Raw genomic sequence first — 23799 nt, 5'->3', positions numbered from 1 at the left:
CTCATATTCAATAGGTTTTATCCACTCTCACGCCATTGTCGAAGTACAGAATGCGGACCTCATCACCACGCTCAAACAGCATGTTGTTATCGATGTCCTGAATAACGTCGATCAACTTGTCGTCTTTGGTGCGAATCAACAGCTCCACAAGTTTGTATTCAACCCGGTATTCCTGCTGCGCGTGACTACGGGTAATACCCGCCCCTGCTACCGCTCCGACAGCGGTAGCAACCTGTTTACCGGTCCCACCACCAAACTGGTTACCGACCACCCCGCCAATCACCGCGCCCAACAGGGTTTCCCATCCGTTGGCTTTGGATTGAACAATATCTTGTTGCGAGATGTAGCGCACCGAATCAACCTGGCCAAATACAACCTGATTGACTGGACGCGCCGTATTTCTGTCGTATGCGGCATTGGCAACGAAGGGAAAAATTAATAAGATCCAAAACCACTTTCTCACCTGAATGACTCCTTTAAAACATCTGTATGACGATCTATCTTACCGAACTCAGCCCTGACGACTTCTCTTTCCCGTCGCCCTATGAAGCACTGAGTGACCCAAACGGACTGCTGGCGTTCGGCGGAGATCTGCACCCTGAGCGCATCTACTCTGCTTACCAACATGGTATTTTCCCATGGTATGGTCCAGGAGAGCCCATTCTGTGGTGGAGCCCCTCACCTCGCGCCGTCTTTAATCCTAAGACATTTAAACCAGCAAAAAGTCTTAAAAAGTTTCAGCGCAAACAACAATATCGTGTCAGTCTCAATCGTGCGACTGAGGAGGTCATCCGCTTGTGCGCGGCAACACGCCGCGAAGAGGAAACCTGGCTGAATACCGATATGCGCCGCTCTTACCTCAGTTTAGCTCAACAAGGCCACTGTCATTCGGTGGAAGTGTGGCAGGGTGACACATTAGTGGGCGGGCTGTACGGCGTGAGTGTCGGCCAACTGTTCTGTGGCGAGTCCATGTTCAGTCTGTCGACCAATGCATCCAAAGTCGCCTTGTGGTATTTCTGCCGCCACTTTGCTCGCCATCAAGGTCAGATGATTGATTGCCAGGTGATGAATCCACATCTTGAATCGCTCGGCGCCACGTCACTGGAACGCGACGATTTTATACATTCCTTGCTATCCTTTAGGGAGAAAACCACCTCGTCGGGATGCTTCGATTCTCAGTGGTTAACGCTTAGTTCAGAGGATGAAGAATGAGCTCTGACATTCAACATATCCGCATTGGATTAACCGACAGTCATGCCTGCAGCTACTTGCCAGGTCGTGAAGAACGGGTCGCCGTCGCACTGGATAACCAGATGCACAGCAACGAAAGCTATGAAGTGCTGCTCGCCAACGGATTCCGTCGCAGTGGCGATACAATATACAAGCCGCATTGTGACCATTGTCAGGCATGTCAGGCTTTACGTGTGGCGGTGCCTGATTTTACCATGTCAAAAAGCCAGAAACGCCTATTGAACAAAGCCCGTCACCTTGACTGGTGCCTTAAGTCGGATCTGGATCCCAACTGGTTTTCCCTATATGCCCGTTACATCGAAGCGCGTCACAAAAACGGCTCGATGTACCCGCCGCAAAAACAGGACTTCTACCAATTCGCTAAGTGTGAATGGCTCGATACGCAATTTTTGCACATCTACGACCGAGGACAATTGGTTGGTGTCGCGGTCACCGATGTCATGCCCCGCAGTGCCAGCGCGTTCTATACCTTCTACGATCCGGATTACCCCCTGTCCCTTGGTACCCTTGGGGTGCTGCTGCAACTCGAATACTGCCGCCAGGAGAAAAAACACTGGCTGTACCTCGGTTATCAGATAGACGAATGCCCAGCGATGAATTACAAAGTCCGCTTTCATCGCCATCAAAGGCTAGTAAATCAGCGTTGGCAAGGGTAGAATACGCCACAACTTTACTTATATCCCTTTTAACGGCATTATTTCGGCCGTTGAAAACGCCCATTTTATTAAAGAGGATTAAATGGCTAAAGAAGACGTAATTGAGATGCAAGGCACGGTCCTTGATACTCTTCCAAACACAATGTTCCGTGTTGAGCTAGAAAACGGTCACGTAGTTACTGCTCACATCTCTGGTAAAATGCGTAAGAACTACATCCGTATTCTTACTGGTGACAAAGTAACTGTAGAGATGACTCCATACGACCTTTCTAAAGGCCGCATCGTCTTCCGTGCTCGTTAATCTCTGATTATCGAATACATCAAAAAACGGAGCCCGATGGCTCCGTTTTTTGATGCTGTTCGACAGGCAGTTATTTATCCAGAGCCGTTTTGTAGTGATAGCGACACACAGATACGTACTTATCATTACCACCAATGGCGACCTGATCACCCTCTTTGATTGGCGTACCATGTTCATCTGTGCGAATCACCATATTGGCTTTGCGACCACAGTGACACACCGTCTTCAGTTCAATCAGCTTATCTGCCCAGGCTAACAGATACTGACTACCTTCAAACAACTCGCCCATAAAATCGGTACGCAGACCGTAACACAGCACCGGGATATCCAGCTTGTCGACCACTTCAGTCAATTGATAAACCTGCTGTTTGGACAAAAACTGGCACTCATCAATCAAAATACAGTCCACTTTCTCTTTGAGGTGCAGCGTGTCGATATCCTGATACAGATTCGTTTCTTCACGGAACAGATAGGCATCGGATTGTAACCCAATGCGTGACGCAACTTTGCCGATGCCATAACGGTCATCGATGGCTGCGGTATAAACCACAGGATTCATACCGCGCTCCTGATAGTTAAACGAAGACTGAAGAAGCGTGGTGGATTTACCCGCATTCATTGCCGAGTAATAGAAATACATCTGAGCCACTAAGGGATTCCCATAATCATGTTAATGACAGAAAAAAGGGCTGAATTCACAGCCCTTTAAATTGAAATTCAATTATTTACGACGCCAGGTCGTGCCATCCGGCCCATCTTCCAGAACGATACCCATTTCGGTCAGCTTATCACGCGCCATATCGGCGTTGGCCCAATCTTTTGCGGCTCGGGAATCATTGCGCAGTTTAATCAGTGCTTCGATTTCAGCCACTTCATCATCATTGCCGGCATCGCCTTTTAGGAATGCATCGGCGTCCTGATACAAAATGCCAATTACATCCGCCAGTTCACGCATACGCGCACCCAACGCGCTGGCCGCATCCAGATTGTCGCCTTTCAGACGGTTGATCTCGCGAGTCATGTCAAACAACACGGAGTATGCTTCCGGCGTGTTGAAATCGTCGTTCATCGCCTCAGTGAATCGCTGCACGTACTCTTCACCCCCGTCAGCCTGAGCCGTCATGTCCAGGCCACGCAGCGATGTGTACAGACGCTCCAGAGAGGCGCGCGCCTGATTAAGATTTTCTTCGCTGTAGTTTAGCTGGCTACGGTAGTGACCCGACATCAGGAAATAACGCACCGTTTCCGCATCGTAATGCTTCAGTACGTCACGGATGGTGAAGAAGTTGCCCAAAGACTTAGACATTTTCTCTTTGTCGACCATCACCATGCCACTGTGCATCCAAGTATTCACATACTGAGTACCGTGCGCGCAGCACGACTGAGCGATCTCATTCTCATGGTGCGGGAATTGCAAATCCGAACCACCACCGTGAATATCGAAATGGTTGCCAAGAATGGACGAGTTCATTGCGGAACATTCAATATGCCAACCCGGACGACCGGCTCCCCACGGAGACTCCCACGTCGGCTCCCCCGGTTTCGACATTTTCCACAGCACGAAATCCAGCGGACTGCGTTTCGCGCTTTCGACGTCAACACGAGCACCGGCCTGCAGCTGATCCAAATCCTGTTTAGACAGTTTGCCGTACTCATCAAATTGGCTGACTTCGAACATAACGTCGCCATTGTCTGCCACATAAGCGAAACCGCGTTCGATCAGTTTTTCCACTAACGCGATGATCTCATTGATGTATTGGGTGGCACGAGGCTCAACATCTGGACGCTTCATGTTCAATGCATCGAAGTCGGCGTACATTTCAGCGATCAGGCGCTCAGTCAGAGAGTCACACGACTCACCATTTTCCGCCGCACGTTTGATGATCTTATCATCAATGTCAGTGATGTTACGGACAAACGTCAGGTCATAGCCCAGAAAGCGCAGGTAACGCGATACCACATCAAACGATACGAACGTACGGCCATGACCGATATGACAGAGATCGTAAATAGTAACCCCACACACATACATACCGATTTTACCGGCATTAATTGGCTTGAATTCCTCTTTCTGTCTTGTGAGTGTGTTATATATTTTTAACATGAGCTCTGTCTGATATTAAGTTAAACAAAATAGTGGCTCAGTATAACAACTTGGGCTGTGTTACGTAATCCCCGATTCGAGCAAAAAGAAAGCATAAGCTAAACTTCTTAAACGATTTCTCAGGTTTTTCGCGTATTAATGTTCGGGAAGTTGAGATAGAATCTCAGTTTCAAATCAAAAAACATCAGCAAAGGTAATAATCATGATCACCCTTCACACTAATTTTGGTGACATCAAAATTCAGCTCAACGAAGAGAAAGCACCTGAAACAAGTGCAAACTTCCTGCAGTACTGCCGTGATGGTTTCTACGACAACACGCTGTTTCACCGTGTTATCGACGGTTTCATGATTCAGGGTGGCGGTATGGAGTCTGGCCTGCGTGAAAAGGCAACCCGTGCATCGATCAAAAACGAAGCGAACAACGGTCTGAGCAACAAGACTGGTACCATCGCTATGGCACGTACGATGGAACCACACTCAGCCAGCTCGCAGTTTTTCATTAACGTCAATGATAACACCTTCCTGGATTTCCGCTCTGAAAGCATGGATGGCTGGGGTTACTGTGTATTCGGCGAAGTCGTTGAAGGTATGGATATCGTGAACAAGATCAAAGGTGTGAGCACCGGTTCATACGGTATGCATCAGGATGTCCCTCTGGATGAAGTGATCATCACTGGCACAACCATCGAAGCATAATCAATGACAGAGAGCGCTGACGGCGCTCTCTTAAATGACCGACTATGACCACACTGTTTATTTCCGATCTCCACCTGACTCCTTCCGTTTCCGACATCACGACCTGTTTTATTCGTTTCATGCGCGAGGAAGCTGTCCATGCAGATGCTCTGTATGTGCTCGGCGACCTGTTTGAATTCTGGATAGGTGACGATGACAAAAGCGATTTTGCCACGCTGATTAAAGCCGAGTTCCGCGCGCTAACCACCAAAGGCGTTCCGTGTTATTTCATTCAGGGAAATCGCGATTTTCTGCTGGGTCGGCGCTTTGCCCGTGACACTGGAATCACGTTGTTGGACGAAGAATGCGTGATTGACCTCTACGGTCGTCGGGCGGTCATCCTGCACGGTGATACCCTGTGCATTGATGATATTAAGTATCAGAATTATAGAAAAAAAGTTCACCAGCCCTGGTTGCAATGGCTATTCAATCGTCTACCGTTTGCCGCAAAACAAAAAATTGTTGGCAAAATCCAGGGCGATATCCGGGAACAAAAACAGCATAAATCCATGCAGATTATGGACGTCACTCAAAGTGAAGTCGCACGGGTGACGGACCGCCATCACGTCGATTTGATGATCCATGGTCACACTCACCGTCCCGATATTCATACTTTCCGCACATTACAGGGTGACAAAACTCGAATTGTGCTGGGAGACTGGTACACTCAGGGCTCTGTTTTAGTCTATGATAAAGACGGATTTGATTTGCAGTCTCGCCCTTTTCACCCAGTGGAATGAGGTTGGCCGGGCATGTTGTCCGGCGTATAAGAGCCAATCGATAATATAAGAAGTGTCCTTTGAAATACTCATATATTGCCAGACAGCCTATTCTTGACAGCCACAAACGAACCGTCGGTTACGAATTGTTGTTTCGTGACGGGCCTAAAAATACCTTTCCGGAGATCGATCCCGATCTGGCCACCAGCCGTTTGTTGTCCGATCACTTCCTTTCGACCCACTATTCGACGCTGGGTAACAAACTCGGCTTTGTTAATTTTCCCTATCAGAGTCTGATCAACCGAGTACCCACATTGTTTCCCGCCGATAACCTGGTCATCGAAGTGCTTGAAGATTGCGCTCCAACGCAGGAATTATTGCACGCCATCCGGGAAATGGCCGCCAAAGGCTACCGGATTGCTCTGGACGATTTTGTTCCGTCGGTCGAATGGAAAGCGTTTCTGCCGTTTGTGTCCATCATCAAATTTGATATTCAGCAGTTTCCAATCGATAAGGCGGCCAAATTTATCGCCAAGCTAAAACACACAAAAATCGACTTTCTGGCCGAGAAAGTGGAAACACATCCGGAATTTGAGCAAGCCAAACAAGCCGGATTTGACCTGTTTCAGGGCTACTTTTTCAGCAAGCCGGAGATGATCCAACGTCGCGCGCTGGAGCCCGCCTTTCTCACTATCGTGCATCTGATCAAAGAGATTGCCAAACCACAGATCGATTACACCACGCTCGAAGAGTTGGTCAGTAAAGACGTCACGCTATCGTTTAAACTGCTCGCTTTTGTCAATTCTTCCGCGTTAATCAGCGCGAAGATTCAGTCTTTCCGCCAAGCCTTGGTGTATCTCGGTGAAGAGCGCCTGAGAAAGTTCATCTCTCTGGTCGCCATCGCCTCAACTCATGAATCCAAACCCGATTATTTGTACGGACTGTCCATCCAGCGTGCACGATACTGTGAGCTGTTGTTTAGCTATTGTGACAGCGACGTCGAACCCGGCTCGGCCTTTCTGACCGGGATGTTTTCCCTGCTTGACAGCCTGCTCGATCAACCGATGGATCTGCTGATGGAAAAGATGCCGATCGACAATGCAGTCAAAGTCGCATTGAAAAATGGCGATGGACTCCTTGGGGATATTCTTACCGTCACGCGTGCGTACGAAAAAGGCGATTGGGACCAGGTCGCACTTGTCAACCAACGACTGGGACTGCCAGCAGACACCCTCAGCCAATGTTACGATAGCGCAGTGCAGTGGACCGCCGATCTGCTGAACCTCAAGCCGTAATTACCTCATGCCTGTCGTGAGTGTTTTTGCGACTAAAAGTCTGGCTATTTACCTCGTAAGCAAAGCCTTCTAAACTTAAGGCCCTGTTTATCTGGCGTGTCAGCCACACCAACGAAAGAGACATTTATGACTGCCTGCCCTTGTGGAAGCCAATCCGATTACACTGCCTGCTGTGAACCCGTTCATCAGCAGCATGCTCATGCACAACAACCGGAACAACTGATGCGCGCCCGCTATAGTGCGCATGTGCTTGGGTTAGTCGATTTCGTCATCGAGACATATCACCCGAGTTGCCACGCAGAAGACCAACGTGAAGGGATTCAGGAATCAGTCCATTCAGAGTGGAAGAAGCTCGACGTCATCGGTAGCGAAGACGGCAGCGATAAGGATGAAGGGTATGTCACCTTTAGCGCGCACTTTGTCGATCAAGGTGCAGAGTACTGCATGACCGAACGTTCACGCTTTCTTCGTCAAGATGGCCTTTGGTATTACATCGACGGCGAGTTTCCCTCGCAAGAAGAGACCATTTCGGATCCAAGACTGAATCAGACCGTTAAAGAGCTCAAAGTCGGCCGTAACGATCCGTGTATTTGTGGCAGTGGTAAGAAATTCAAAAAGTGTTGTGGCTAACCATCGCGCAATTGCAGACATAAAAAAACCGACCTGACTGGTCGGTTTTTCTTTTTTATCGCCACCGATTAACCGATGTGCGTTACGCCACCCATGTACTTTTGCAGCACAGCTGGAATCGCAACGCGGCCGTCGGCTTGTTGATTGTTTTCCAGAATCGCGACCATGGTACGACCAACAGCCAGACCTGAACCGTTCAAGGTGTGCACCAATTCAGGCTTTTTCTCGCCTTTACGACGGAAACGCGCTTGCATGCGACGTGCCTGGAAGTCCCACATGTTTGAGCAAGATGAAATCTCACGGTAGGTCTGCTGTGCAGGTACCCACACTTCCAAATCGTAAGTCTTGCGAGCGCCAAAGCCCATATCCCCCGTACACAGTACGACTTTACGGTACGGTAGCTCAAGCAGTTGCAGAACCTTCTCGGCATGGCCCGTCAGCTCTTCAAGTGCATCCATTGAGTCTTCTGGCTTGGTGATTTGCACCAGTTCCACTTTATCGAACTGGTGCATGCGGATCAAACCACGAGTATCGCGACCGTAAGACCCCGCTTCCGAGCGGAAACATGGCGTGTGAGCGGTCATTTTCAACGGCAGATCGGCCTCTTCCGAAATGGTATCGCGCACCATGTTGGTTACCGGCACTTCTGCAGTTGGGATCAACGACAGTTTACGTGGTTCTTCGTCATTGACTTTCTCTGCCAGCGGTTCAGTGTGGAACAGATCCTTACCAAACTTCGGTAACTGACCGGTGCCAAACAGGCTGTCCGAGTTGACCAGATACGGCATGTACATCTCTGTGTAGCCATGTTCATCGGTGTGCAGGTCCAGCATAAACTGAGCAATTGCACGATGCAAACGCGCAAACTGACCTTTCATAACGATAAAGCGTGCACCGGTGATTTTGGTTGCACTCGCAAAGTCCAGACCGCCGCCCATTTCACCCAGATCTACGTGATCTTTCACTTCGAAGTCATAAGATTTCGGCTCACCCCAACGAGAGATTTCAACGTTCTCATTCTCGTCTTTACCATCTGGCACATCGTCTGCTGGCAGGTTAGGCACTGACAGCGTAATTTCATCTAGTTTCGCCATTACTTGGTCAAGTTCGACTTTTTTCGCGTCCAGATCGCTACCCAGAGTACCAATTTGCTTTTTGATCTCTTCAGCACCTTCTTTATCACCAGCCGCCATTTTCTGACCGATCTGCTTGGAGATGGAGTTACGCGTGGATTGTAAATTTTCAACTTCTACTTGAATGGACTTGCGTTGTTCTTCAAGTTTACGAATGGTCTCAACGTCGAGGGCAAAGCCACGACGTGCCAGTTTAGCAGCTGTTTCATCCAGCTCTGTACGAAGTAATTTAGAATCCAGCATTGTTAATCCTATGCTTTTTAGTGATGAAAAAACACGTGAAACCTTTCACGTGTTATTGAATAGTCTAACCTGATAAAGATACCCAAAAGACATTACTTTTCATAGCGCTTTTGCGGGCTTTTTGCGTCTAAACTAGCCAAGTAATCCAACTTCTCGCCAATTTTGGTCTCAAGACCTCGATTTGTCGGAAAATAGTAGCGTTTTTCTCCCATTTCCGGCGGGAGGTATTTTTCACCCGCAGCGTACGCACCAGGCTCATCATGGGCGTAACGGTATTCCTCGCCATAGCCCATGTCTTTCATCAGACTGGTCGGGGCATTACGCAGGTGATGGGGAACCTCATATTCCGGCAGGTTATGCGCATCGCTGAGCGCCTGCTTCCAAGCGCTGTACACCGCATTGCTTTTCGGCGCACAGGCCAGATAGACGATCGCCTGAGCAATCGCGCGCTCCCCTTCCGCTGGCCCAACCCGGGTAAAACAATCCCAGGCTGACAGTGCCACTTGCATTGCGCGCGGATCCGCATTACCAACGTCTTCTGACGCGATCGCCAGCAGGCGGCGGGCAATATACAGCGGATCACAGCCCGCAGACATCATTCTCGCAGCCCAGTACAGCGCCGCATCCGGGTTGGAGCCACGGATAGACTTGTGCACGGCGGATATCAAGTCGTACCAGATGTCGCCTTTGTTATCGAAGCGCGACACTTTCTCACCGGCCACCTCCGCCAGCAACTGCAGCGTGATCTGTTTGACGCCTTGAGCATCGTCCTGCGCCATGTCGTACAAAAGCTCAAGATAGTTGAGCGACATGCGCGCGTCACCGTTGACCAGCTCAGCCAGGCGTTCCAGAACGTTATCAGAAAAATGGGCCTCAATGCGGCCTTGCCCCCGGGGCGCGTCTTCAATAGCCTGATGAAGCGCCAGCAGGATTTCCTCTTGGTTGAGAGAGGTGAGCTTGTACACTCGGGCCCGTGACAACAAAGCGTTATTCAGTTCAAACGAAGGGTTTTCCGTGGTGGCACCAATGAAAGTAACCGTGCCATCTTCAATGTGGGGCAGAAAGGCATCTTGCTGCGATTTGTTGAAACGGTGCACCTCATCGACAAATAAGATGGTGCGACGCCCCGCCATTTTATTTTCTCGCGCTTTTTCAATTGCCGCGCGTATCTCTTTTACGCCAGAGGTAACCGCCGATACACGCTCGACTTCCGCGTTGGCGTAATTCGCCGCGACCTCCGCCAGTGTGGTTTTCCCTGTGCCAGGCGGGCCCCACAAGATCATTGAATGGATATGCCCCGCTTCCAGTGCTCGCCGTAACGGCTTTCCCGGACCTAGAATATGCTTCTGCCCGATATACTGATCCAGTGTTTCTGGGCGCATACGAGCAGCAAGGGGACGAAAATCTTCGTCCCCTGCAAAGTCTAAACTGTAATTACTCAAGACTACTTCCTTTGGTCATCGACCTCGACACCTTGAGGCACCACAAACGTAAAACGGTCTGCCTTCGGCTTACTGAGGTTTACCTTACTGAAAGTGAACTGGCTCTTCTGACCATCCTGTTCAATCACATTGAACCCTTTCACCACACCTTTCGTGTTGATATCGATTTGAAACTTGCCCTGATTGGAATCCACGGCGGTCGGGGTCAGCGTAAACAGATCGCCTTTTTGCACGACGGCGTAATTATCCCAGTCACTGTTGCGATTGCGAGTGAGAAGAACAAACGGGGTTTGCTCCGTAGCTTGCTCCTGACGATAAATCGTCACCTGTTCAATAAACGGGCTGTAGTACCAGACCGACTGACCATCTGAAACTAAAACGTTCTCATCTGGTGTGTTGGTTGTCCAGCGGAACAGGCTTGGGCGCGCAATTTCGACGGTCCCCTCACCTTCCATAACAACGTCACCCTCTGGGCTTGTCACCTGCTGAGTGAAATCAGCACTGAATCCGTCGTTTTTTGCCAGACGAGCGCTGAGTTCATCTTTTGGCGCGGCCAAGGCAGAGCAACTTACCAATAACAAGGCTAACAGTTTCTTCATTCAAAAAGCTCCTCACTAAATGAGCGATAAAATCTATATGGTGACGGGCTAACTCGATTTCCAGTCCTAACGTTGATTATAAATCGCCGCAGCCAGGTTATGACCGAATAAGGTCAGACATCCGTCTGAATCACGCGAAGCGTATCGATACCAGTCAGACACGCAAAACCTGAGATAATTCCACTTACTGACCGCAACACTGTTTGAACTTTTTCCCGCTGCCACAAGGACATAGATCATTGCGACCAATACCTTTATATGGGTTGACACTTTGTGACTGCGCCCCGACCATGGCCTCGTCTGCCGCCATCGCCACTTCCGCCACCATCAAATCCAACTGTTCAATAAACTCCTCCAGCGACGGTGGCGATTCGACACCCGCCTTTCGCATTTGTTGCTGTGTCTGCTCTTCATCGATCGCCAACATAAAGCTGGTCAGTAACGCCTGTAACATGCGCAGCGTTCCATCCCCGACCTGCGTCTCCATCCACTGCGCTTCGACAGTCGGCCATACCTGCATGAAGCCTTCTGCCAAGTCTGCGAGTTGTTCACGTTTATCAGCCCCGTCCACCAAGGCCAATAAGGAATATTCATTTCGTTTCAATTGCGCGTATTGTTTGTGAATCTGTTCAACAATCACTGGCTGAACGTCACTGGCGGCCGCTCCCAGCAATTCACCCAGCCAGGCTTCGGGCGCCAGAGGCTGCGTGGCAAAATTGGCCGCCAAAATGGCGCCTTCAATAAAAAACGGAGATTCCTGTACATCGGTGCTCTCCAGTGAGATGAGCTGATAAGTCATAACATGCTTTCTGAACAGAACAAAAAACTGAGTATATCACTGTGTGCTTCGCTTGCTAACCATAGTGCGGACAGACGCCCAATTCATCACCATCTCAGCGTAAAAATCAGCGTATTGGCTCAGGCGATGCGTTCCCCCTTAGTGACAATATCAACCAATACCTCTACAATCTCGCCTCCCAAACGGAGGCAAAATGGTATGCGAGTAATTCTGGGCCCGATGGAGGGCGTGTTGGATCATCTGATGCGAGAGATCCTAACCGACATCAATGACTACGATCTGTGCGTCACAGAATTTGTGCGCGTGGTCGATCAGTTGCTGCCAGATCATGTGTTCTACCGCCTCTGTCCTGAGCTGGAACAAGGTTCACAGACCAAATCCGGCGTACCGGTTCATCTTCAGTTACTTGGTCAGGAGCCGGGCTGGATGGCAGAGAATGCCGTTCGCGCCGCCGACCTTGGCGCAAAAGGCATTGATATCAACTTCGGCTGTCCGGCCAAGATGGTAAACAAAAGTAAAGGCGGCGCTGCTCTGCTTCAGCATCCGGAATTGATCCACCAGGTGGTCAAAGCCTGCCGTGACGCCGTGCCAACTCATATACCGGTTTCTGCCAAAATTCGCCTCGGCTGGGAAGACCCAAACGACTGTTTCGAGATCGTCGATGCGATTGAGCAAGCCGGCGCCAATGAACTGACCGTGCATGCAAGAACGAAATCCGGTGGCTACAAAGCCAGTGAGATTCGCTGGGAATACATCGACCAAATTCGTGGCAAAACCACACTTCCACTGATTGCAAATGGTGAGATCTGGAATTATGACGACGGGCAAGCCTGTATCGCGACCACAGGGGTTGACTCTTTGATGGTGTGCCGTGGCGCATTCAATGTGCCGAACCTTGGCAACGTGGTAAAACACAACCACAGCAAAATGGCCTGGCAAGACGTGGTCGATCTGCTGCTGGTGTACTCTCGTTATGAAATGAAAGGCGATAAAGGCCTCTATTATCCCAACCGGGTCAAGCAATGGTTCTCATACCTGCGCCAAGAGTACCCTCAGGCCCAAGAGTTATTCCGCGATATTCGAACCTTCAGCAAAGCCGCCCCGATAGTAGAGCGGATCGAATACTATCGCGACAACCTGTTGGCCGATGCCAGCTAGCCATTACCTCAGAATATCAACTTGTCTTTGCCATTGGTCTTAGCCTGATACAGCTTGTCATCTGCACGCTTAAATGCCGTCTCAAACTCGAATTGGCCGGCTTTGGTGATATCTACACCGCCAGACACGGTAAATCCGCGCTCGAGTAAGCGACTGGCATACTCAGCCAGAGCGGCTCTGACCCTGAGCAGAATCTGCTGCAGCTTTTGCTCACTGTCCCCCGTCAGATAGATAACAAACTCTTCTCCACCAAAGCGGGCTGCAATATCTGCCTGACGGATACTGCACAGGATTTGATCGGCGACGTAACAGATAACGTTGTCCCCTACATCATGACCATGGGTATCGTTGATGCGTTTAAAATCATCGATATCCAAAATCGCCAGCGCAATATATTGCTGATGGGGTGTGCGTTGCAGCAGTGACTGGAAACCACGCCGGTTTAACAAACCAGTCATGGGGTCGCGCGCGGCCAGATCTTTGAAATAGGTTTTTTCGGCATCGCTGTTAAAGTAAATCAAAACCACAGTGGAAAGCACGTAAATGAACACTATGCCCAGTAATGAGTAGACCTTGAAACTAAAGAAAAAGGCGATTTCGTTGCGGATATCCAGGTCGTAGTATACGGCGTGATGAAATTCGACGCCGGGAATATTGAGATGTTTAACATGTACTGCATTGTCCGGTATGCCGGATGTCCGCAAATCAATCAGCTTAATCGGATTGGGTAAATCACTGTCTTTACTCAGCAGAACCTCAGTGTTGACATCCAGTTCCACCATGCCACGGTAATCGCCGTCGATGACAACCGGCAATGTCATTGCAAACACCTGTCTCTTCTGCCCGTCAATCAGCAGGGAGGTTGAACTCAAACGGGAGACCGTGATTTTATCTTTGTTCTGGGCTGTATCGCGCCAGTATGGACGCGTCTTGATGATAGACACGAAGTCTCGGTCGATTTTCGCCGCACGCGATGCCGGAGATGACATAACAAAGCCACTCTCGTCAATGTAGCGAATACCAAAAATCTCATCATCAAGATCATGCAAGAAGGACAAACTCGGTGCCAGAATGACACGACTGGCCACTCTTTGATACATTCGACTGCTCGGATCGCACAGCGACGCATCCGCAGTAATCATGTAGCTAAAATCAATAGACGGAATCGGGACATCCCTTGATTCATCAAGGTTGAGCAGCGGGTCAATCGGCCACATCCGACAGACGCCGTCTTCCACTTTACGATTGTGGCTGAGCAGCAGATCCGGCCGGGCGACCAGATAGTGGTTGAACGCGTAATCGATGGCGGTCAGCAAACGCGTGGTGCGCTGAAGTGAACGGTCTATGCGGTCGTATTCTGAGTCTATTTCGCGATTGATCGCATTCAAATAAGCATTGATAGCCAGAACGAGTACCGTCATCGCCAGAGTCAGTGGTGCGACAACGACAAACCTGTGGCTGAAATGCCTCTTGCCCTTCATGAAATTCTAACCTTATCAATATAATAGAAAAAGCCCATCGCAAGATTACACGTGATGGGCTTTAGGTTTCTATGCGCTGGATTATGGCATAGGCAAAATGTGAACTCTGTCAGAGTTAAGTAAGCTCCGGCTTAGTTGAGCAGCAAACTGTCGTCCGCTAATTCCTCTCCCCGAACTTTCGAGAACATTTCCAGCAAATCCGGCACCGTCATATTGGCGCGCTGGTCACCGGCAACATCCAGCACAATTTCCCCCTGATGCAACATGACGGTGCGATCGCCACACGCCAACGCATCTTTCATCGAGTGTGTCACCATCATTACCGTCAGGTTGAATTCACTGACAATCGTTTTGGTCAAATCAATGATGAACGCCGCCATACGAGGATCGAGGGCCGCAGTATGCTCATCCAGCAGCAGCAGTTTACTTTCTGACAGCGTCGCCATCACCAGGCTTACCGCCTGACGCTGGCCACCCGACAACAAACCGATACTGTCACCCAAGCGATCCTCAAGCCCTAGCCCAAGGATACTGATGCGCTCCTGGAAGAGTTTGCGTCGCTTGGAGGACAACGAGAGATTCCAGCCACGGCGCTTGCCACGCATATACGCCAAAGCCATATTCTCTTCGATGGTCAGCTCCCCGCACGTCCCCGCCAGCGGATCCTGAAACACCCGAGCACATTGTGTTGCACGCTGGGCAACTGTTTTTGATGTCACATCCAGTTCATCAATCACCACTTTGCCGCCAATCATTGGCGTTTCACCCGTTACCGCACCCAGCAGGGTCGATTTACCCGCTCCGTTTGAGCCAATCACGGTTAAAAACTGGTGTTCAGGTACGTTAAGTGAGACACCACGTAACGCCCGGTTTTCCAATATGGTACCCGGGTTAAAAGTGACCTCAATATTTTCCAACTGAATCATGCAACTTCTCCTGATTCTTTTCCCTGTTTGACAACACCAGCCTGAAAATCAGGCTTACCGCGCTTTTTTGCCTTGAGGTTTCCTTTTATCCTTGGTGCGATCAGCGCTACGGCCACCAGAACCGCGGTGACTAAGTTCAGGTCTGATGCCTGTAAACCGAACATTCCGGTGCTAAGTGCAAACGCAACCGCCAGGCGGTACAGCACTGAGCCTACGATGACCGCCAGAACCGCCACCCAAATCTTGCGCCCCGGGATCAGCGTTTGGCCCAGTATCACCGCCGCCAGACCGACCACGATCGTGCCGACCCCGGAAGTGACATCAGCAAAGCTGTTGGTTTGTGCAAACAGAGCGCCAGCAAAGCCGACAAAGGCGTTAGAGAGCGCCAAACCAAAATAGGTATAAAACGCGGTACTCGCCCCTTGGGCAGACACCATACGAGCATTCACCCCTGTGGCTCTCAGGCCAAGGCCAAAATCACTGTTCAGCAGACGCACCACCAACAAGGCAGAAATCATCACCAAGACGCCCACCACAATCGGACGTACCAGCATCGAATCTCCCAGTGATTCAAATGGGGTCAAAATGGTGTCTTCACCGAGCAACGCCATATTCGGCCTACCCATGATCCGAATATTGATCGAGAACGCAGCGATCATGGTGAGAATTGATGCCAGCAGATGTAATATCCCACACCGAACCGCAAGAAACGCGGTCACCAAACCGGTTGCCCCACCAGCAAGGATCGCCATTCCTGTCGCTACCCAGGGGTTGATCCCGGCAACGATCGCCGTCGCGGCCACCGCGGCTCCCATTGGGAAACTGCCGTCAACACTCAAATCAGGAAAATCCAGTACGCGGAAAGTCAAATACACACCCAGCGCAACTAATCCATACAAAAGACCTATCTCAAGCGCACCAAAAAACGCAAAAGCAGACATAGGCAACTCCTTTTTCAGAGACAAAGAAACCAGTAAGCCCACGCCTACTGGTTTCAAACAGGATTACTTAACGCTGGTCGCGCGCGCTACAACCGATTCCGGCAGAGTAATGCCCAACATTTCCGCGGCTTTCGGATTGACAACCAGATCCGACCCCTTGGCCACTTTCACGTCCAACTGGCCCGGTTTCTGGCCTTCCAAGATCGCAGCGACGTAATCCGCTGTTTGTACACCGACCTGGTAGTAGTCAAACCCCAGACCAGCGATAGCCCCTTTATCAACGTACGAGGTTGCGCCACCAAATACCGGCGTTTTTGCCTGATTCGCCGCGACGATCATCCCTTCAATCGCACTGGCAACCGTGTTGTCTGTTGGGGCATAAATGATGTCTGATTTAGCAGAGATGGCCTGAGTAGCCGACTGTACGTCCGCACTCTTCAGCGCCGTAGCCTCCACCACGTCGATACCCTGCGCTTTGGCGCTTTCCTTCAGGAGTTCAACCAGAGTCACTGCATTGGCTTCACCCGGATTAAAAACCACACCGATTGATTTCACGTTAGGCAGCAATTCTTTAATCAGCTCCACGTGCTGAGCGATTGGAGACAAATCCGACAATCCGGTGACGTTCTTGCCAGGTTGCTCAAGTTGCTTCACCAATTTGGCACCGACGGGGTCGGTTACCGCAGTGAATACCACCGGGATATCACGCGTGGCAGAGACCAGAGCCTGAGCGGTCGGCGTAGCGATACCCACCAATACGTCCGGATTTTCTCCGACAAATTGACGAGCGATCTGCACAGCTATCGCCGGGTTGCCTTGAGCGGTCTTATAATCAAACTCCAGGTTTTTTCCTTCTTCATAACCTTTCGCTTTCAGACCATCGAGTAACCCCTGCCGGGCGGCGTCCAGGGCCGGGTGTTCAACAATCTGCGAAACCGCCACTTTCGCGGTTTTCGCCATGATGCTGGTGGATGAGAGTAATGCGGCGCTTGCCAGAACGGCGGTAGCGATGACTTTGCCTGCCTTCATCTGAACTCCTTGATTTAAGCATGTGATAGTAGATGTTGTGTTGTTTTTGTTATCTGCACACTTTGTGTGCGTTTAACCAACATTATTACCAATAACTTAGGAGAATGGAAAGCAAGTTTTAACACCAAATTAACAAAAAGGAGAGGTGGGTGATTTTTTATTGCCCAAAGCCGCGTTCAGCGTGAATCAGAATGTTCCTTGGTGTGATGTCACGACGACAAAACTCGCTGATGCTCACCCTGTATCCCTGCTCATTCAGATAACTGGCTTTGTCCATCACCAGCCACATTTCCAGAGGGCGACGGAATATGTCCTGGATTAAGCTTAAGCGTTCCATATGCCAGAAGCGCCGCTCAGCTTGCTCGTGATAATACGCCCAATCGCAGTCTGGCAGAATCATCTGTTTCTGCTCCGCTGCCCAGCGGCAAAATACTTCAAATCCGTCGGCAAGCATCGACTTACGAATACTGGGTATGGGAAGGTACTGTTGCAAAGACAGCTCAGAGCGCAACAGCAAATCGAAACCAAGTCGATACACCATCTCCTGAAAGCGATGACGTCTGACCCGCTCGCCTCCGGTAACGGTTTCCTGAAGGGGTATTCTCAATTCCTGACGGGTCAAAGCCAGTGATGAATTCTGTCCCAGCGAGGATAACGGCCGATACGACTCCCCCTCAATCAGATGGTAGCAACACGGTGATAGAGTGATCGCCGGCAGACCAAAGCGCACCGATTTATGCATCAAAGCAACGTGTAAATCACCGCAAGCATGCAGTGCGACGGCATGTTGTCTCGTATTGAACACATCGTCCGACTCAGCACCAAAAGCATCCCCCTGCACAAACTGCATTGGCAACGCGCGCTTGTCTGCGTCACGTTGCCCAGATTCACACAGACAAGCCTGGAACTCGAAACTGGTGACATTCTGGCGACTCTGACTGGCTAATATGCGGCCGAGGAACCCTTTCCCCGCACACCACTCCAGCCATTCGCTGCCGGAATGCGCCTTCAGTGCCGCCTGACCCATCGCTAAAATTTGGGTCAGCTTACGGCCCGGAATACCGCTGTCGATACCGCGATCGAGTGACAACGTGGAGACATCTGCTGGTTCTAGCGCGACCGCTTCCGTAAGAACGTGAAGTTCAGGGAGGCACTGGGTCACCTTGGCCTGCAATGCCTGTGGTGACGATTTGTAATACTCGACATCAGCCGGGCTCAGCTGACTCAACCACTCAGACAATTGAGGGTATTGCGTTTGCCATGCAGGCTCTGCCTGTCGGCTGTGATGAAATGGCTCGAAGCGCCACAGTAGCTGGTAGTCCGTCAGTAGTTGATCGAGAACGTGAAATCTGGATAGCATACTTCCCCCTGAGTGCGCTGCATTGTAGGGGGAAGCATGAAGAAGTGGAAGTCTTATCGGACTGGCAGTTCGATGTCGCGGAACATCTCTTCGATTTCGGCGTTTGATTTGAGAGAGATCGCCTGTTCCACCACTGGTCGGGTCAAATGCGGCGCAAAACGCTCCATAAAATCGAACATGTAAGAACGCAGGAAAGTCCCGCGGCGAAAGCCAATACTGGTGGTACTGGCCCCAAAGATATGACTGGCATCAATTGCAACCAGATCAGAATCGTGCTGCTGATCAATCGCCATGCTGGCAATCACGCCGACACCGATTCCCATTCGGACGTAAGTCTTGATCACATCGGCATCGGTCGCGGTAAACACCACGCGTGGTGTCAGGCCGACTCGATTAAAGGCCGTATCCAGCTCCGAGCGTCCGGTAAAACCAAACACATAAGTGACTAAGGGGTACGCCGCCAGATCCTGAATGGTGACCTTCTCTTTCTGCGCCAGTGCGTGATCTTTTGGTACCACAATCGAACGATTCCAGTGATAGCAAGGCAACATGATCGCATCCTGGTACAGATGCAACGCTTCGGTAGCAATCGCGAAATTGGCCGTTCCTTTGGCTATGGCTTCAGACATCTGGCTTGGGGTGCCCTGATGCATGTGTAAAGACACTTTCGGATAGCGGGCCGTAAACCCTTTGATCACTTCAGGCAGAGCATAGCGCGCCTGAGTATGCGTAGTAGAGATATTCAGCGTACCCATCTCTGGATGTGTGTGCTCACCCGCTACCGCTTTGATACTTTCAACCCGGGAGAGGATTTCCTGGGAAATACGGATAATATCTTCGCCTGCCGAGGTCACCTGAGTCAGATGCTTGCCACTGCGTTCAAAAATCTGAATACCCAACTCATCTTCAAGCAGGCGAACTTGCTTACTGATCCCAGGCTGAGAGGTGTACAGGCTTTCCGCCGTCGCTGATACATTGAGATTGTGATTGACTACTTCAACAATATACTTCAGTTGTTGTAATTTCATTATTGACCTCGTAACCCCTTCATCGGCCCCAGCCATTGCTCAAAACACTGCTATGCGACATAACATAAGCCACATAGTTTATAATTATTAGTTATAACGCTTAACGCTTCAAATTGATAGTAAAATTCGGACCAGAAAGGTAATTAAGCGCCGGGATTTTCTACGCTGAGAGCATTTTTTGCAATCCATAACTCATATTGGTGTTCTTTATTGAAATTTTCATTAATATTCAAAGTACCAACAGCGATAATACTAATTTGTTGTATTTAGGGTGCAGAGTATACGCGGAATCTTGTATCCTTAAACACAGGCCTTTGAACACAATAAAGATACCAAGTTTATGAATATAGGTTTAATCATTGCTCTCATCGCCATTTTGCTGGTTCTGGTGCTGGGTTATAACATCATGCTGCAGTACAAGCTCAAAGTGGAAACCGCACGCAAACAAGAGAGCGCACGATACGTTGCTATCATTGATGCAACAGAAGACCTGATCGGAAACGCGCACATCCTGCCATTCAGCAAAGATCTGCTGGTGTGTCTTAACAACCGCATTCTGGATGCGCTTGTCGCCATGTACGAGCTGGATCCGAAGAACAAACAGCTGGCGCAGCGCATCGATAACATGAAGCAGCAAATACAGCAGCTTAAAGACAACTATCAAGGCAATGAGTCCGCATCATTCAAAGTACCAAGCAGTGACAAGCAGGCGATTGTGATGTTGAAGCTGGTGAAACGTCTGCGCGACACCATTCGCTCCGAGCACAATAAAGGGCGTTTCGAAACGCAGGCATACGTGAATGAGAATGCGCGTCTGGAAACCATCCAAGTGCGCATCAATATTGAAAATGTGGTCAAACGCGCCAACGACGCAATGGTGAGAGGCCAGCCCGGTACCGCTTTGCAACTGTTGCGTAAAGGTCTGGATGTGCTCAGTACCAAAAATGACAACTATTCAACTCAGGCACGCGAAAAACTTCAGGCCATGCACGATGAACTGGAGCAACGTCGTCAGACGAAAAGTGCCGCTGAATTGCAAATGATGGAAGAGAAAGAACGCGAAGACGATATGGAAGCGCTCTTTGGCGAAAAGAAAAAGTGGTAATATACTCTCCACCAGAAGTGTCACAAAGACCGCTTGATTGCGGTCTTTTTTATTATTGTTAGCCCGAATTATGATAAATACACAAGCCATCCAGAACTTACTGGCCCCCATCTCTCAGTTTCTGCATTGCGAAACACCCGATGCCTGGGTGAACGAAGCCAAAAAAGCAGAAAACCTCAAAACCGTTCTGATCGACCACCTCTTGTGTGAGTTAAAAGCCGGTCAGTCAGCCATGTACCTGATCCGCAAATACGCAGTGGACAAAACCAGTGCTCACACGCTGTTGGACTGGTTCAAGCCTTATGAGGATTTCGCTTACCGTAAAAGTGGTTCTTTGGCGACGTTGAAAGGCAAAAGTACTGTATCCAAAACCATCATGGCGAAGTCAGACTCGCCATACAGTCAGGAACTGATTGATAAGATGGTGCTGTTGATCAAAGAAGAGCTGCATCACTTTTATCAGGTTCTTGAGATCATGGCAGAACGCGGTATCGTTTATGAACCAGTGACAGCCAGTCGCTATGCGAAAGGTCTCTTGTCACACATGGCCACACACGAACCACAAACGCTGGTCGATAAATTGATCATTGGTGCCTACATTGAGGCTCGATCTTGTGAACGCTTTGCCAAACTCGCACCGCATATGGATGAGGACATTGGCCGCTTTTACGTGTCATTGCTACGTTCAGAGGCACGCCATTATCAGGATTATCTGACGCTGGCCGAAGAAATTGCAGGAAAAGACATCCGTGAACGAGTGACATTCTTTGGTGAGATAGAAGCACAGCTCATCTTGTCCAAAGATGATGATTTTAAGTTTCACAGTGGTGTGCCGACAGCAGCCTGAGTGATCAAAACATCATGATAAAGGCCAGCATATCGCTGGCCTTTGTGTGGTGCTAACTCAAACCAATGATGCGTTGATTTGAGCCAGTACGTCTGCCGGGTTGGCAGCCTGAGTGATCGGGCGACCAATCACCAAATAATCGGAACCCGCCGCTACGGCTTCCACTGGTGTCATCACTCTACGCTGATCCGCAGCTTCTGTACCTGCAGGACGAATACCAGGCGTCACCAATTTAAACGTCTGACCCAGAGAGGATTTCAGCATGCTGGATTCCTGCGCCGAGCATACAACCCCGTCCAAACCCGCGTTTTTGGTCAGTGTCGCCAGACGCATAACCTGCTCCTGGGGTGCCACATCCAAACCAATCCCTCTTAGATCCGATTGCTCCATACTGGTCAGAACCGTCACACCAATCAAAAGAGGCCGGTCTTTTCCATAAGGCTCAAGGATTTCTCTGGACGCCGTCATCATGCGTTCGCCACCGCTGGCATGCACGTTGACCATCCATACTCCCAATTCTGCCGCTGCGCGAACAGCCTTAGAACACGTGTTCGGGATATCGTGGAACTTGAGGTCCAGGAACACAGAAAAGCCTCTGCGGTGCAGCTCTTGGACGAAATCAGGACCAAACAACGTAAACATCTCTTTGCCAACCTTCAGACGACAAGTGCTTGGATCGATTCGGTCAACGAATGCCAATGCATCAGCCTGATTGTCATAATCCAGTGCAACGATAACTTTCTGGTCGATCATTTCATCTCCTATTTCTCTTTATTGAGCCTAAAAAAAGGCAGCGGGATCATCGCTGCCATTTGTGATTGGATGTCCAATCGTTCCAAATCTATTCACCGTCCAAACCACGAATCGGTTTGATACTGCCCCACCCTTTACAAGACGGACAATGCCAGTACATCGAATGCGTCGAGAAGCCACACTTACGGCAGCGGTAATGCGGTTTGACTTTCAACTGCTCACCAACCAGCTTCTGCAATGTACTCAGACTTTCTTTCGCACGACCCTCTTCGGCCTCCGCCAAATGGTAGTCCATCAGACGGTAGAAGCCTTTCATGGTCGGGTTCTTCACCAGTTGCCTTGTCAGCAGCTCCTGAGCGGCGCCAACCCCATCATGCTGAGCCACTAGCTGAGCTAACATCAGCTCAGCCGAGACGCCAGCCTTGTTGGCAATACACTGACGCAGAAACTCAACTAAGCCATCTTCCTGACCAATATGGTGATAGCATTCCGCCAGCGTCGGTAAAACCTCACCGATAAAATCGATATCCTGATCGATCACCTGTTCCATGTAGTCGATGGTTTTCTGGTAATCTTCGTTTTCCAGATACAACTTGCCCAGAGCGATACTCGCCCGAACACATTTAGGATCTTCGGTGAGGGCACGTTTGAAGTTCTGGATTGCTTTGGCATTGTTGCCGTCCGCTTTTTCAATCATCGCCAGTTCACACCAGAAATGCGCGATGGTACTTCGCATGCGCTTGCGACCCATTTTGACCAATAGGTGCGCGTAATGGATAGCTTTGGTCCATTCTCTGGTCTGTTGATAAATGGCCACTAATTGATGCAAAGCGGCTTCACGATGATCCGGTTCATCCACTAATTGTTCGAAGATTTTTTCTGCGCGATCCAGAAAACCTGACACCATATAGTCTTTGGCCAGCTGCTGAAGGGCGATGTTCTTCTGATCAACGGTCAGCCCAGAGCGGGAAATTAAGTTCTGGTGTATCCGGATGGCACGGTCAACCTCCCCGCGAGAGCGGAACAGATTCCCCAATGCCAGGTGGGTATCGATGGTTTCGTTATCAACCTGGAGCAGTTCGATAAAGTGATCGACTGCCTTATCCGATTGATCAGACAGCAGCAAATTCAGACCAGTAACATACTGGCGAGAAATTTGATTGGATTGTTTTTGCTTATCTTGTTGAGCACTGCGATTCCCCATATACCACCCGTAGGCAGCGGCAATCGGCAGCAACAAGAACAGTATTTCAAGCATTAATA

At 49.9% G+C, this 23799-nt stretch carries 25 protein-coding genes; 10 read left to right on the top strand and 15 right to left on the bottom strand.

Annotation, left to right across the window (positions count from 1 at the left end; genetic code table 11):
• Positions 1-7: 7 nt before the first annotated feature.
• A complete protein-coding gene (locus VPR01S_RS04115; protein ID WP_021704043.1) occupies positions 8-463 on the bottom strand; it encodes an outer membrane lipoprotein in 456 nt (151 codons plus the stop codon).
• Positions 464-489: 26 nt separating this feature from the next.
• On the opposite strand from VPR01S_RS04115, the gene aat reads away from it, so the two are divergent.
• From aat to infA, 3 genes are all read left to right on the top strand, one after another.
• Positions 490-1212, top strand: a complete 723-nt coding sequence (aat, locus tag VPR01S_RS04110) for a leucyl/phenylalanyl-tRNA--protein transferase (protein ID WP_021704042.1) — start codon at positions 490-492, stop codon at positions 1210-1212.
• Positions 1209-1907 carry an arginyltransferase gene (locus VPR01S_RS04105; RefSeq protein WP_021704041.1) on the top strand — a complete coding sequence of 233 codons (699 nt, stop codon included), beginning with the start codon at positions 1209-1211 and terminating at the stop codon, positions 1905-1907. Before aat ends, VPR01S_RS04105 begins: the two co-directional genes overlap by 4 nt.
• An 82-nt stretch (positions 1908-1989) precedes the next feature.
• On the top strand, positions 1990-2208 hold the full coding sequence (gene infA / locus VPR01S_RS04100) for a translation initiation factor IF-1 (RefSeq protein WP_001040192.1): 219 nt from the start codon (positions 1990-1992) through the stop codon (positions 2206-2208).
• A 70-nt stretch (positions 2209-2278) separates the two neighbouring features.
• Here infA and VPR01S_RS04095 read toward each other — a convergent pair whose 3' ends face one another.
• The gene (locus VPR01S_RS04095; RefSeq protein WP_021704040.1) at positions 2279-2857 is read right to left on the bottom strand and encodes a thymidine kinase; all 579 of its coding nucleotides are present in this window, start codon (positions 2855-2857) and stop codon (positions 2279-2281) included.
• Between the two features lie 72 nt (positions 2858-2929).
• Positions 2930-4312: a cysteine--tRNA ligase gene (gene cysS, locus VPR01S_RS04090; RefSeq protein WP_021704039.1), complete on the bottom strand. Its 1383-nt coding sequence runs from the start codon at positions 4310-4312 to the stop codon at positions 2930-2932.
• A gap of 202 nt (positions 4313-4514) precedes the next feature.
• On the opposite strand from cysS, the gene VPR01S_RS04085 reads away from it, so the two are divergent.
• The 4 genes from VPR01S_RS04085 to VPR01S_RS04070 all read left to right on the top strand — a co-directional run bounded on the left by VPR01S_RS04085 (position 4515) and on the right by VPR01S_RS04070 (position 7692).
• Entirely contained in the window at positions 4515-5009 is a 495-nt protein-coding gene (locus VPR01S_RS04085) for a peptidylprolyl isomerase (RefSeq protein WP_021704038.1), read from the top strand.
• A gap of 44 nt (positions 5010-5053) precedes the next feature.
• Positions 5054-5788: a UDP-2,3-diacylglucosamine diphosphatase gene (lpxH, locus tag VPR01S_RS04080; RefSeq protein ID WP_021704037.1), complete on the top strand. Its 735-nt coding sequence runs from the start codon at positions 5054-5056 to the stop codon at positions 5786-5788.
• Positions 5789-5847: 59 nt separating this feature from the next.
• Complete coding sequence (locus tag VPR01S_RS04075) at positions 5848-7062, top strand: EAL and HDOD domain-containing protein (RefSeq protein ID WP_021704036.1); 1215 nt, start codon at positions 5848-5850, stop codon at positions 7060-7062.
• Positions 7063-7188: 126 nt separating this feature from the next.
• Positions 7189-7692 carry a YchJ family protein gene (locus VPR01S_RS04070; RefSeq protein WP_021704035.1) on the top strand — a complete coding sequence of 168 codons (504 nt, stop codon included), beginning with the start codon at positions 7189-7191 and terminating at the stop codon, positions 7690-7692.
• Between the two features lie 68 nt (positions 7693-7760).
• On the opposite strand, the gene serS is transcribed toward VPR01S_RS04070, so the two are convergent.
• From serS to VPR01S_RS04050, 4 genes are all read right to left on the bottom strand, one after another.
• A complete protein-coding gene (gene serS, locus VPR01S_RS04065) occupies positions 7761-9068 on the bottom strand; it encodes a serine--tRNA ligase (protein ID WP_021704034.1) in 1308 nt (435 codons plus the stop codon).
• A gap of 92 nt (positions 9069-9160) precedes the next feature.
• On the bottom strand, positions 9161-10510 hold the full coding sequence (locus VPR01S_RS04060) for a replication-associated recombination protein A (protein ID WP_021704033.1): 1350 nt from the start codon (positions 10508-10510) through the stop codon (positions 9161-9163).
• Between the two features lie 2 nt (positions 10511-10512).
• Positions 10513-11109, bottom strand: coding sequence for an outer membrane lipoprotein periplasmic chaperone LolA (gene lolA / locus VPR01S_RS04055; protein WP_021704032.1), 597 nt, complete (start codon positions 11107-11109; stop codon positions 10513-10515).
• Positions 11110-11293: 184 nt separating this feature from the next.
• The gene (locus tag VPR01S_RS04050; protein WP_021704031.1) at positions 11294-11908 is read right to left on the bottom strand and encodes an SEC-C metal-binding domain-containing protein; all 615 of its coding nucleotides are present in this window, start codon (positions 11906-11908) and stop codon (positions 11294-11296) included.
• 198 nt (positions 11909-12106) lie between these two features.
• Here VPR01S_RS04050 and dusC point away from each other — a divergent pair, with 198 nt between their 5' ends.
• Positions 12107-13066 carry a tRNA dihydrouridine(16) synthase DusC gene (dusC, locus tag VPR01S_RS04045; protein WP_021704030.1) on the top strand — a complete coding sequence of 320 codons (960 nt, stop codon included), beginning with the start codon at positions 12107-12109 and terminating at the stop codon, positions 13064-13066.
• Between the two features lie 8 nt (positions 13067-13074).
• Here the strand turns inward: dusC and VPR01S_RS04040 are convergent, their stop codons facing one another.
• From VPR01S_RS04040 to cysB, 6 genes are all read right to left on the bottom strand, one after another.
• Positions 13075-14547, bottom strand: coding sequence for a GGDEF domain-containing protein (locus tag VPR01S_RS04040; protein WP_021704029.1), 1473 nt, complete (start codon positions 14545-14547; stop codon positions 13075-13077).
• A gap of 131 nt (positions 14548-14678) precedes the next feature.
• Positions 14679-15473 carry an ABC transporter ATP-binding protein gene (locus VPR01S_RS04035; RefSeq protein ID WP_021704028.1) on the bottom strand — a complete coding sequence of 265 codons (795 nt, stop codon included), beginning with the start codon at positions 15471-15473 and terminating at the stop codon, positions 14679-14681.
• Positions 15470-16414 carry an ABC transporter permease gene (locus tag VPR01S_RS04030; RefSeq protein WP_021704027.1) on the bottom strand — a complete coding sequence of 315 codons (945 nt, stop codon included), beginning with the start codon at positions 16412-16414 and terminating at the stop codon, positions 15470-15472. The genes VPR01S_RS04035 and VPR01S_RS04030 overlap by 4 nt, the downstream gene beginning before the upstream one ends.
• A gap of 63 nt (positions 16415-16477) precedes the next feature.
• Complete coding sequence (locus tag VPR01S_RS04025; protein ID WP_021704026.1) at positions 16478-17443, bottom strand: ABC transporter substrate-binding protein; 966 nt, start codon at positions 17441-17443, stop codon at positions 16478-16480.
• 157 nt (positions 17444-17600) lie between these two features.
• Positions 17601-18803 carry a methyltransferase gene (locus VPR01S_RS04020; RefSeq protein ID WP_021704025.1) on the bottom strand — a complete coding sequence of 401 codons (1203 nt, stop codon included), beginning with the start codon at positions 18801-18803 and terminating at the stop codon, positions 17601-17603.
• A 53-nt stretch (positions 18804-18856) separates the two neighbouring features.
• Positions 18857-19831 (bottom strand): HTH-type transcriptional regulator CysB, encoded by a 975-nt coding sequence (gene cysB, locus VPR01S_RS04015; RefSeq protein WP_021704024.1) that lies wholly within the window; start codon positions 19829-19831, stop codon positions 18857-18859.
• Between the two features lie 340 nt (positions 19832-20171).
• Between cysB and VPR01S_RS04010 the strand changes: the two genes are divergently transcribed.
• Both VPR01S_RS04010 and miaE read left to right on the top strand, forming a co-directional pair.
• A complete protein-coding gene (locus VPR01S_RS04010; RefSeq protein WP_021704023.1) occupies positions 20172-20936 on the top strand; it encodes a hypothetical protein in 765 nt (254 codons plus the stop codon).
• A gap of 70 nt (positions 20937-21006) precedes the next feature.
• Complete coding sequence (miaE, locus tag VPR01S_RS04005) at positions 21007-21783, top strand: tRNA isopentenyl-2-thiomethyl-A-37 hydroxylase MiaE (RefSeq protein WP_021704022.1); 777 nt, start codon at positions 21007-21009, stop codon at positions 21781-21783.
• Positions 21784-21840: 57 nt separating this feature from the next.
• On the opposite strand, the gene pyrF is transcribed toward miaE, so the two are convergent.
• Entirely contained in the window at positions 21841-22536 is a 696-nt protein-coding gene (pyrF, locus tag VPR01S_RS04000) for an orotidine-5'-phosphate decarboxylase (RefSeq protein WP_021704021.1), read from the bottom strand.
• 88 nt (positions 22537-22624) lie between these two features.
• Positions 22625-23794, bottom strand: a complete 1170-nt coding sequence (gene lapB / locus VPR01S_RS03995; RefSeq protein ID WP_021704020.1) for a lipopolysaccharide assembly protein LapB — start codon at positions 23792-23794, stop codon at positions 22625-22627.
• Positions 23795-23799 lie beyond the last annotated feature (5 nt).

Origin of the sequence: Vibrio proteolyticus NBRC 13287 (genome assembly GCF_000467125.1) — a bacterium.
GTDB classification, from domain to species: domain Bacteria; phylum Pseudomonadota; class Gammaproteobacteria; order Enterobacterales; family Vibrionaceae; genus Vibrio; species Vibrio proteolyticus.
Note: the sequence above shows the minus strand (reverse complement) of the source record. Positions and strands in the feature narration are given on the sequence as shown.

Excerpts from the sequence above, each read along its gene's own strand:
- aat (WP_021704042.1), top strand. The coding sequence starts at position 490 with ATGACGATCTATCTTACCGAACTCAGCCCTGACGACTTCTCTTTCCCG.
- VPR01S_RS04105 (WP_021704041.1), top strand. The coding sequence starts at position 1,209 with ATGAGCTCTGACATTCAACATATCCGCATTGGATTAACCGACAGTCAT.
- infA (WP_001040192.1), top strand. The coding sequence starts at position 1,990 with ATGGCTAAAGAAGACGTAATTGAGATGCAAGGCACGGTCCTTGATACT.
- cysS (WP_021704039.1), bottom strand. The coding sequence starts at position 4,312 with ATGTTAAAAATATATAACACACTCACAAGACAGAAAGAGGAATTCAAG.
- VPR01S_RS04085 (WP_021704038.1), top strand. The coding sequence starts at position 4,515 with ATGATCACCCTTCACACTAATTTTGGTGACATCAAAATTCAGCTCAAC.
- lpxH (WP_021704037.1), top strand. The coding sequence starts at position 5,054 with ATGACCACACTGTTTATTTCCGATCTCCACCTGACTCCTTCCGTTTCC.
- VPR01S_RS04070 (WP_021704035.1), top strand. The coding sequence starts at position 7,189 with ATGACTGCCTGCCCTTGTGGAAGCCAATCCGATTACACTGCCTGCTGT.
- serS (WP_021704034.1), bottom strand. The coding sequence starts at position 9,068 with ATGCTGGATTCTAAATTACTTCGTACAGAGCTGGATGAAACAGCTGCT.
- lolA (WP_021704032.1), bottom strand. The coding sequence starts at position 11,109 with ATGAAGAAACTGTTAGCCTTGTTATTGGTAAGTTGCTCTGCCTTGGCC.
- VPR01S_RS04050 (WP_021704031.1), bottom strand. The coding sequence starts at position 11,908 with ATGACTTATCAGCTCATCTCACTGGAGAGCACCGATGTACAGGAATCT.
- dusC (WP_021704030.1), top strand. The coding sequence starts at position 12,107 with ATGCGAGTAATTCTGGGCCCGATGGAGGGCGTGTTGGATCATCTGATG.
- VPR01S_RS04040 (WP_021704029.1), bottom strand. The coding sequence starts at position 14,547 with ATGAAGGGCAAGAGGCATTTCAGCCACAGGTTTGTCGTTGTCGCACCA.
- VPR01S_RS04035 (WP_021704028.1), bottom strand. The coding sequence starts at position 15,473 with ATGATTCAGTTGGAAAATATTGAGGTCACTTTTAACCCGGGTACCATA.
- VPR01S_RS04030 (WP_021704027.1), bottom strand. The coding sequence starts at position 16,414 with ATGTCTGCTTTTGCGTTTTTTGGTGCGCTTGAGATAGGTCTTTTGTAT.
- VPR01S_RS04025 (WP_021704026.1), bottom strand. The coding sequence starts at position 17,443 with ATGAAGGCAGGCAAAGTCATCGCTACCGCCGTTCTGGCAAGCGCCGCA.
- VPR01S_RS04020 (WP_021704025.1), bottom strand. The coding sequence starts at position 18,803 with ATGCTATCCAGATTTCACGTTCTCGATCAACTACTGACGGACTACCAG.
- cysB (WP_021704024.1), bottom strand. The coding sequence starts at position 19,831 with ATGAAATTACAACAACTGAAGTATATTGTTGAAGTAGTCAATCACAAT.
- VPR01S_RS04010 (WP_021704023.1), top strand. The coding sequence starts at position 20,172 with ATGAATATAGGTTTAATCATTGCTCTCATCGCCATTTTGCTGGTTCTG.
- miaE (WP_021704022.1), top strand. The coding sequence starts at position 21,007 with ATGATAAATACACAAGCCATCCAGAACTTACTGGCCCCCATCTCTCAG.
- pyrF (WP_021704021.1), bottom strand. The coding sequence starts at position 22,536 with ATGATCGACCAGAAAGTTATCGTTGCACTGGATTATGACAATCAGGCT.
- lapB (WP_021704020.1), bottom strand. The coding sequence starts at position 23,794 with ATGCTTGAAATACTGTTCTTGTTGCTGCCGATTGCCGCTGCCTACGGG.